Consider the following 9,401-nt stretch of genomic DNA (forward strand, 5'->3'; position numbering starts at 1 on the left):
CGCGCCTATGTCAGGTCGCCGGGTTCAAATCAAGCGGGCCGACTCCATCATCAGCCCGTCGGCGATAATGCGCACCAGCATTTCCAGCTGATCGTCGAGAAGCTTTGGCGGCGTCTCGGCGATCTTCTCCTCGAGCCCGAGCGCGACGACGCCATGCAGCGCGGAGAATAAAGTGCGCGCGAAAGCCGCGCGGGCGACATGGCCCGCGCCGGGCAAGAGCTGCGAAAGCGGCGCGTCCATCCGATTGAACAGGCGATTGCGCGCGTCGACATACCATTGCGGCGGGTCAACGCCCGGCGGCAGACGGTGCTCGAAGAGCGCCCGCCAGCTCGGCTCTTCCGCTCTTGCGAAGTTCAAATAGGTCCGCGCCATGACCTGCAGCGCCTGCTCGGCCTCGGCGTCTCCCAATGCGCGATCAAGCGCGACCTCCAGCCGCGCCAAGGTGCGCGCATTGACGCTTAGGATCAGCTCATCGAGGTCGTCGAAGGCGGTGTAGATGGCGCCGAGCGCGCATCCCGCCGCCGCGGCAAGATCGCGCGCCTTGAGCCCCGCCAGGCCCTGGGCCGCGATCGCCGCCTGAGCCGCTTCGATCAGCCGCTCGCGCAATTGGCTTCGTCGGTCGGCGCCCGGCTCGGTTTTTTTCTCATTCAATTGGCCGCCTCCCGGACAGTTGTGAACATAGTTCATTTTTTGATTGACGGCAGAGCAAAAGCGCTGCAATCTCCTTTATGAACGCAGTTCATGGCAAAAAACTGGCCTGCGACGCTCATTGCAACTCGCCGGATTTGACCGATCCTTAAGGGTCATCGAAGAAAGTCTCGGCGCCTCTCCCGGAAGTTCAGACATGACGCATTCGCTTCTTGCTTCACGGCGTTTCGCGCCATTGTTCTGGCGTCAGTTCTTCGCGGCCTTCAACGACAATTTCCTCAAGAACGCGCTGGTGCTCTTGATCTTGGCGCGAATGGCCGAGGGCGGCGCGTCGCTCGTCACGCTCGCCGGCGCGGCCTTCATCGCCCCCTATTTTCTTTTGTCGGCGATCGGCGGCGAATTCGCCGACAAATATGACAAGGCGCGCGTCACGCGCTGGCTGAGCGTCGCGGAAGTCGCCGTCGCCGGCCTGTCGGCGGCGGGGTTTCTCTTCGCCAGCCTGCCAACGCTGTTTGGCGCGCTAATACTCTTCGGCGTCACCGGCGCGCTGTTCGGGCCGATCAAATACGGCATCCTGCCCGACCATCTGACGCGCGAGGAGCTTCCGGCCGGAAACGCGCTTGTCGAAAGCGCCACCTTCTTCGCGATTTTGAGCGGAACGGTCGCCGGCGGGGCAGCGCTGCATGCGGGCGACGGCGTGATACTCGCGACCGGCGTGATGGGCGTCGCGTTGCTTGCGGTCGGCGCGGCCTGGCTCATTCCGCCGACGGGACGCGCTGATCCTGATCTGGCGATCGACGCCAATGTCCTGCGCTCGACCTACAGGCTGCTGCTTCATCTGCGCGCCCAAGAGGAGTTGCGGCGCCTCGCGATCGTCACCAGCCTCTTCTGGCTGTTCGGCTCGATCGCCATGTCGCTGGCGCCTTCGCTGATCACCCAGACCCTGCATGGCGCCGAAATCGTCGTCAGCATGCATTTGGCGCTGTTCGCCGTCGGCATCGCTATGGGGTCCGGCCTCGCGGCCTTTCTGCTCAAGGGCAAGATCGTGCTGCTGCCGTCGGCCGTCGGCGCGGCGCTCGTCGCCTTCGGGTCGGCCGATCTCGGCCTCGCCCTGCTGCTGTCGCCGGCGCCCGACGCAGCCGCGGCGCTGGCGCCGGAGGCCTATTTCGCGCAGCCGCTCGCCTGGCGCGTCGCGGTCGATTTTTTGATCCTTGCCGTCGCCGGGGGTCTGATGATCGTGCCGTCCTTCGCCGCCATTCAGGCGCGGAGCGCGCCGCAGGAACGCGCCCGCACCATCGCCGCGGTCAATGTGCAGAACGCCGCCTTCATGGCGCTCGGCGGCGTCGGCGTGGCGGGCCTGCAGAGCCTTGGCGTTTCGTTCTCGGCGCTGTTGATCGGCCTCGCGGTGGTCGCGCTGGCCGCCTCGGTCTGGATGCTCAAGACGGTCGTCGCTTCGCCGATGCGGGACCTGCTCTCGATCATTTTTCGCGCCTTGTACCGTCTCGAAGTAAAGGGGTTCGAGAATTTCGAAAAGGCCGGACCCAACCCGATCGTCGCGCTCAATCATGTGAGCTTTCTCGACGCCGCGGCGATTCTCGCGGTCATGCCGAAGGAGCCGGTTTTCGCCATCGACCTCGAAATTTCGCAGAAATGGTGGGTGAAGCCGTTTTTAAATGTCGCCCGCGCCATTCCGCTCGATCCGGCAAATCCGTTGGGGACGCGCGTGCTGATCCATGCGGTCAGGGACGGCAATCCGCTCGTGATCTTTCCGGAAGGGCGGCTGACGGTCACCGGCAGCCTGATGAAAGTCTATGACGGCGCCGGGCTGATCGCGGAAAAATCCGGCGCGATGATCGTCCCGGTGCGCATCGAAGGCGCCGAAGCGACGATGTTCTCCCGGCTGACCCGCGAACAGGCGCGCCGGCGCTGGTTTCCGAAATTCACGCTCACCGCGCTCGAACCGGTCCGCCTGACCGTCGACGATTCGCTGAAAGGCAAGGCGCGGCGCATTGCGGCGGGCGCGGCGCTCTATCAGATCATGTCGGACCTCGTCTTCCGCACCACCAATATCGACCGCACGCTGTTCGAAGCGGTGGTCGAAGCGGCGCGCGAACACGGCCTGTCGCGCGGCGCGCTCGAAGATCCGGTCGCCGGCAAGGTCAGTTATCGCAGGCTCTTGATCGGAACGCGGGCGCTCGCCGGCAAGATTGCGATGATCGGCAATCCGGGCGACGCGGTCGGACTGATGCTGCCGAACGCCAATGGCGCGGGCATCGCTTTCCTTGCGGTCATTTCGGCCGGCAGAACGCCGGCGATGATAAATTTCACCGCCGGCGCCGCGAATATTCTTTCGGGTTGCGAGGCCGCGCAGGCGAAGACAATCTTGACGTCCCGCGGCTTCATCGAGAAAGCCAGGCTCGAAAAGCTTGTCGCCGCGCTCGAAGAGAAAGTCGCGGTCGTCTATCTCGAAGACATTCGCGCGCGCATTTCCTTTGCCGACAAATTCGACGCCTTCCGACGGTTCCGCAAACCGGTGGTCGCCCGCAAGCCCGCCGACATGGCGGCGATCCTCTTCACCTCGGGTTCGGAAGGCGCGCCAAAAGGCGTGGCGTTGTCGCATAAAAACATGCTCGCCAATGCGGCGCAGGCGACGGCGCGCATCGACTTTGGACGCAAGGACAAGGTCTTCAACGTGCTGCCGATGTTTCATTCCTTCGGCCTGACGGTCGGCTTTACGCTGCCGCTCATCTCCGGCGTGCCGATCTATCTCTATCCCTCGCCCTTGCACTATCGCATCGTGCCCGAGCTGGTTTACGGCTCGAACGCCACGATTCTTTTCGGCGCCGATACGTTTCTCGCGGGCTACGCCCGCGCGGCGCATGCCTATGATTTTCGCTCGATCCGCTATGTCGTCGCCGGCGCCGAGCCGGTGAAGCAATCGACCCGCGATAGTTGGCTGGAGAAATTCGGCGTCCGCATTCTCGAAGGCTATGGCGTGACCGAAGCCGCGCCGGTGCTCGCGCTCAACACGCCGATGTTCAATAAATTCGGCTCGGTCGGACGGCTGATGCCCGGCGTCGAACATCGGCTCGAAGCCGTTCCCGGCGTCGAGGGCGGAAGACTGCTGGTGCGCGGCCCCAATATCATGATCGGCTATCTCAAGGTCGATCAGCCCGGCGTGGCGCAGCCGCCGGAAAACGGTTGGCACGACACCGGCGATATCGTCACGATCGATGCGCAGGGCTATGTGACGATCAAGGGACGGGCGAAGCGCTTCGCCAAGATCGGCGGCGAGATGGTGTCGCTCGCGGCGATCGAACAGCTGGCGGCGGAGCTCTGGCCCGACGTGCTGTCCGCGGCCGGGACCGAGATCGATCCGCGCAAGGGCGAGCGAATCATTCTCGTCACGCAGCAAAAGGACGCGACCCGCGCCGATTTTCAAAGCTACGCCAAATCGAAAAACGCGTCCGATCTGATGATTCCGGCTGAAATCATGATCGTCGAAGATTTGCCGCTGCTCGGGTCCGGCAAGGTCGATTTCGCCGCCGTGACCAAACTGGTCCGAGACCGCGGGCGCTATATTCTTTCAAATCCGCGCCTGCCCAACGGACTGCTCGGTCGCATCGACGGCGACGCCGCGATTTCAGCGTGAACGAACGGCGTTTCGGCGGTGAACGTCGAGCGCGGCGCAACTCCCGCTTTTGCGCCTGATGCGCTATAGCGCGCGCCATGGACCTCGCGCTTCTCGCTCTTCTCGCCGCGCTCGTCACCGCCCTTTGCCAGTCCATTACCGATCTCGGCACCAAGGCCGCGACGCGGACGGCGGATGATCGCGCCATTCTCGCGACGCAATGGGGGGCGGGCGCGCTGCTGCTGATCGCCGCCTGCTTCGTCTCCTATCCGGGGCTGTTGACCGCGCCGCGCGAGACGCTTGCCGCGCTGACCAGGCCTGACTTCTGGACTCTGCTCCTCTGGTCGGGCGCGCTCAATGTCGTCGCCTATGTGTTTTACATTCGCGCCTTTCGACTGTCGGACGCGTCGCTGGTCGCGCCTCTAGTGCTGCTGACCCCAGTGCTGATGCTCGTCACCTCGCCGATCATGACCGGCGAACATGCGCCGCCGATGGGCGTCTTCGGCGTGCTGTTCACCATGCTCGGCGTCGGCCTGCTCGACGTCGACCAAGAGAGCGGACGCCGCTTCAACTTCCATGTCTTCGCCCGCGACAAGGGCGCGCGGATGATGATCGGCACCGCGGTGATCTGGAGCGTCACCGCCAATATCGACAAGCTCGGCGTCAGGGCGTCGACGCCGCTCGTCTGGATCACCGCGGTGACCATCGTGATTGCGCTCTGCTCCCTCGCCTATTGGCTCGCCGGCCGGCGCGCCGCGCCGCGCGTGTTCGCCCTGCGCCACGCCATCGCCGCCGGTTCGGCGATGGCTTTCGGCAACACTTTGCAGATGTGGGCGCTGACGATTCTGTTCACCCCTTACGTCATCGCTATCAAACGCCTCTCGGCGCTCTTCACCGTGCTCGCCAGCGGGCATGTGCTGAAGGAGGAGACCGGCGGCCGGCTGCTCGGCGCGGCGGTGATGCTCGCCGGCGCGGTGATGATCGCGCTGGCGCGGGGGTGACGAATCTTACGGCCGGCTATGGTCGGCCACTGCAGCTGACGACCTTTCGCAAATCCCCTGGAAGAAGGGGCGTCGGGCGATTCACGAAAAAATCGTCCGCTTGCTATACTTCAAAGGCGTCACGTTCCTATCCCCTCTCCCCGCTCGCGGGGAGAGGTGAGGTGAGGGGCTTGGGCGATTAGCGCGCAGTTTCGATCAACGCAGAAAGAATGGCCTCCGCGACCGCTTCAACATTTTCGTAGACTTCCGCATTTACGAAGCGGACGACTCGATAATTTTGCTCTTGGAGATAATCCGTTGGCCGCTTGTCGCGCGCGATCTCCTCTTCGGTCGAATGGGTCTCGCCGTCGAGTTCAATGATCACCTTGCGCTCACGACACAAGAAGTCCGCGATAAAGGGCCCAATCGGGCCTGCCGCACGAATTTGAAACCGTCAAGCGCGCGGTTCTGAAGGCGCTTCCAAAGCATTCGTTCAGCGCCAGTGGCATCTCGCCGCAAAGCGCGTGCGCGGCGTGTCTCGATGATGCGTAGGCCGCGCATGAATGTTTCTTTCTGCTAATCCCCCGGCCCCTCTCCTTACCTCTCGCCGCAAGCGGGGAGAGGGGCGGCAAGCGCCGTGCGAACCTATAAAATTCCACAATTTAGGTCTGCGCTCACTCCTCCATCTTCAGCGCCGCGATAAACGCCTCCTGCGGAATCTCGACGCGGCCGAATTGGCGCATCTTCTTCTTGCCTTCCTTTTGCTTCTCCAGAAGCTTGCGCTTGCGGGTCACGTCGCCGCCATAGCATTTGGCGGTCACGTCCTTGCGGAAGGCGCGCACGGTTTCGCGGGCGATGATCTTGCCGCCCAGCGCCGCCTGGATCGGCACCTGGAACATATGCGGCGGAATCAGCTCCTTTAATTTCTCGCACATCTGCCGGCCGCGCCCCTCGGCGCGGGTGCGATGCACGAGCATCGAGAGCGCGTCGACCGGCTCGCTGTTGACGAGAATGCTCATCTTGACGAGATCGCCGGCGCGATAGTCGGTGAGCTGATAGTCGAAGCTCGCATAGCCTTTCGAGATCGACTTCAAACGATCATAGAAATCGAACACCACTTCGTTGAGCGGCAGATCGTAAACCGCCATCGCGCGCTTGCCGACATAATTGAGATCGACCTGCACGCCGCGCCGGTCCTGACAGAGTTTCAGCACCGAGCCGAGATAATCATCGGGCGTCAAAATCGTCGCCCTGATCCACGGCTCCTTGATCTCCTCGATCTTCACCACATCCGGCATGTCGGCCGGATTATGCAGCTCGATCTCGTCGCCATTGGTGAGCGTGATCTTGTAGATGACCGACGGCGCCGTCGCGATGAGATCGAGATCGAATTCGCGCTGCAGCCGCTCCTGTATGATTTCAAGATGCAAGAGACCGAGAAAGCCGCAACGGAAACCGAAGCCGAGCGCGGCTGAGGTCTCCATTTCATAGGAGAAGCTCGCGTCGTTCAACCGCAGCTTGGCGATCGCGGCGCGCAAATCCTCGAAGTCGGCGGCGTCGACCGGAAAGAGCCCGCAGAACACGACGGGCTGCGCCGGCTTAAAGCCCGGCAGCGGCTCGGCGGTCGGCTTTTTGTCGTCGGTGATCGTGTCGCCGACGCGGGTATCGGCGACCTGTTTGATCTGCGCGGTGATGAAGCCGACCTCGCCCGGCCCGAGCGCGGCGACATCCTGCATCTTGGGACGAAAGACGCCGATCTTGTCGATCTCATAATGGGCGTCGGTCGCCATCATTTTTATCTTCTGGCCCTTTTTCAAGGTTCCGTCGAAGATCCGCACCAGCACGACGACGCCGAGATAGGCGTCGTACCAGCTATCGACGAGGAGCGCCTTTAGCGGCGCCTTTTCGTCGCCGGCGGGCGGCGGCAGGCGGGCGACGATCGCTTCCAACACGTCCGGGATGCCGATGCCGGTCTTGGCCGAGATCAGCACGGCGTCCGAGGCGTCGAGCCCGATCACCTCCTCGATCTGCTCCTTGATGCGGTCTGGCTCGGCCGCCGGCAGGTCGATCTTGTTGAGGACGGGAACGATCTCATGGCCGGCGTCGATCGCCTGATAGACGTTGGCGAGAGTCTGCGCCTCGACGCCCTGGGAGGCGTCGACGACTAGGAGCGAACCCTCGCAGGCCTTGAGCGAGCGCGACACCTCATAGGCGAAGTCGACATGGCCGGGCGTGTCCATCAGATTGAGGACATAATCCTTGCCGTCCTTGGCCCTGTAATTGAGGCGCACGGTCTGCGCCTTGATGGTGATGCCGCGCTCGCGCTCGATGTCCATCGAATCGAGCACCTGCTCCACCATCTCGCGCGCGGCAAGCGTCCCGGTCTCCTGAATCAGCCTGTCGGCGAGGGTCGACTTGCCGTGGTCGATATGCGCGACGATGGAGAAATTGCGGATATTTTCGATTTTATGGGCGGTCATGGGCGCGGGATAGCAGCGCCCGACCCGGAAGGAAAGGGCGCGCCAAGCCAAGTCAGCGCGATTGCGCGCCCCGCGCCTCTGGCGCCGGCGCCGGAGCTCGAAAGAAGCCTATTTCTTCTCCATCCGCGCCTCGAGCTCCGCCTTGCCGCGGTTAAACAATTCGATCGCCTTGGGGACGGCCCAACGCATGAAGGCGTCGGCCGCCTTCACCGCCATGCAGCCGACCTGGGTCACCACCTCGATCGTCTTGTCGTACCAGGGCAAAGCCGGGCTATCGGCGGGAATCTTGCTCCTCACCCAGGCGACGCCCTTTTTGGTCTGTTGCGAGACCAGGTTCCACACCACGACGGCGGGATCGGACGAAGGCGCGGTGGCGATCGCATGGCGTAGCCGGACGACCTCGGCCTCGGCCTCGTCGGCGCGCCGATTGGCGGCTTCGAGTTGTTTCGACGCCTGCAGCGTCTGCGCCGAAGCCGAGGCCTTCTCCGCCGCGAGGCGGTCGCGCTCGGCGGTCATCGCGGCGAGGCTGTCACGAAGGTCGTCGCGTTCCTTGGCGTAGGCGTTGGCCTTGGCGACGATTTCGGATTTTTCGAAAATCTGCCGATCGCGCTCCATGCGCGTCGCTTTCAACTGTTCCTGCAGATTGTTCACGAGGGCGCGGGAAACCGTATCTTCAGGTTGCGACGTAGGTTCTTCGGACATGGCCGCCTCCTTTGGAGAGACATGGCTCGCGACGGGCGACCGGGTCGCGCGCGAGCACGACGAAAATGGCCTCGGTGGCGGTTCGGCCTCAAAATCGCGCGCCAAGCGCGACCATGTTTAGTGTCAAAAAGCCGATTCGGCAAAATCGGCGCATGAGCGCCGATCATTGCACAGCATGCCGCCGTGGATTTCCCGGCTCATTGCGCGCGACCAGCGGCCGATTGAAATTTCTGCGCGGTCGAAAGGCAGTCGCGCGGCGTCGCCAGACATTTGTCGCGCAAGGCGCCGGCGAGCGCATCGCCGCCGGAATGAAGGAACGAGGCGACGTCCTCGACGATCCTACCCGGCTTCAGCTGCTTTTCAAGGCGCGCAACCGCGCTCTTTTTCGCAACCGGCGCATCTTCGGCGCGCCATTGCAGCGCGACGAACACCAGAAGGATGCAGATGGCGCATTTGATGAGAAAAACCAAAATCGTCCCCATCGCCGACCACGGCCTTCCGACAGCATGTCGCTGTCGGGTTGCGCCTTGGTAAACGCAGGTAGGTTTTTTGCGTCAATAATTTTGGCAATAAAATGCAAACCATGTCGACGCGTCGAAGAATGACTCGTGAGGTTTTCGCGCCGGCTTAGCGGCTGCTTAAGGACGCTCCCTTATCTCTTCCGGCGATGAGGAGTCTGGGTCTTGAGTAGCTTTGCCGACGACAGCCGATACGAGTCTTGCGTGAGCGCCGCGCTGCATGAACGGGTCGCCGGACGACCGGTCGAGGCGGCGCAACATCGCGCCTTCATCGTCGCGCGGCTCGTCCTTTCCGGCTGCATTCTGCTCACGGCGGCGCTGCTTTTCGTCTTCCAGGGCGCGCCGACGCCGCGCCAGTCCGCGATCTTCCTTTTCGCGCAAATCCCGCTGATCTCGGTCGTCGTTCTGTCGCGCACGGGAGATTTGCGCATCGCCCGAAGCC

6 protein-coding genes and 2 pseudogenes are annotated in these 9,401 nt (G+C 63.2%); 3 read left to right on the top strand and 5 right to left on the bottom strand.

The features are described from left to right. Positions 1–24: 24 nt before the first annotated feature. Positions 25–651, bottom strand: a complete 627-nt coding sequence (locus U1E20_RS09515; protein WP_409980349.1) for a TetR-like C-terminal domain-containing protein — start codon at positions 649–651, stop codon at positions 25–27. Positions 652–844: 193 nt separating this feature from the next. On the opposite strand from U1E20_RS09515, the gene U1E20_RS09520 reads away from it, so the two are divergent. Beyond that, positions 845–4,300: an acyl-[ACP]--phospholipid O-acyltransferase gene (locus U1E20_RS09520; protein ID WP_409980350.1), complete on the top strand. Its 3,456-nt coding sequence runs from the start codon at positions 845–847 to the stop codon at positions 4,298–4,300. A 77-nt stretch (positions 4,301–4,377) separates the two neighbouring features. Next, complete coding sequence (locus U1E20_RS09525; protein ID WP_409980351.1) at positions 4,378–5,280, top strand: EamA family transporter; 903 nt, start codon at positions 4,378–4,380, stop codon at positions 5,278–5,280. 178 nt (positions 5,281–5,458) lie between these two features. Here U1E20_RS09525 and U1E20_RS09530 read toward each other — a convergent pair. From U1E20_RS09530 to U1E20_RS09545, 4 genes and pseudogenes are all read right to left on the bottom strand, one after another. Next, a pseudogene (locus U1E20_RS09530) lies at positions 5,459–5,820 on the bottom strand (endonuclease domain-containing protein). Between the two features lie 113 nt (positions 5,821–5,933). Beyond that, positions 5,934–7,739 carry a translation elongation factor 4 gene (gene lepA, locus U1E20_RS09535; RefSeq protein ID WP_409980352.1) on the bottom strand — a complete coding sequence of 602 codons (1,806 nt, stop codon included), beginning with the start codon at positions 7,737–7,739 and terminating at the stop codon, positions 5,934–5,936. Positions 7,740–7,847: 108 nt separating this feature from the next. After that, positions 7,848–8,441, bottom strand: coding sequence for a hypothetical protein (locus U1E20_RS09540; RefSeq protein ID WP_409980353.1), 594 nt, complete (start codon positions 8,439–8,441; stop codon positions 7,848–7,850). A gap of 197 nt (positions 8,442–8,638) precedes the next feature. Continuing rightward, positions 8,639–8,923, bottom strand: coding sequence for a hypothetical protein (locus U1E20_RS09545; RefSeq protein WP_409980354.1), 285 nt, complete (start codon positions 8,921–8,923; stop codon positions 8,639–8,641). Positions 8,924–9,124: 201 nt separating this feature from the next. Between U1E20_RS09545 and U1E20_RS09550 the strand changes: the two are divergent. Beyond that, a pseudogene (locus U1E20_RS09550) lies at positions 9,125–9,401 on the top strand (PAS domain-containing sensor histidine kinase); the annotation flags it as partial.

Source organism: Methylocystis sp. (assembly GCF_046349115.1).
Classification (GTDB): Bacteria; Pseudomonadota; Alphaproteobacteria; order Rhizobiales; family Beijerinckiaceae; genus Methylocystis.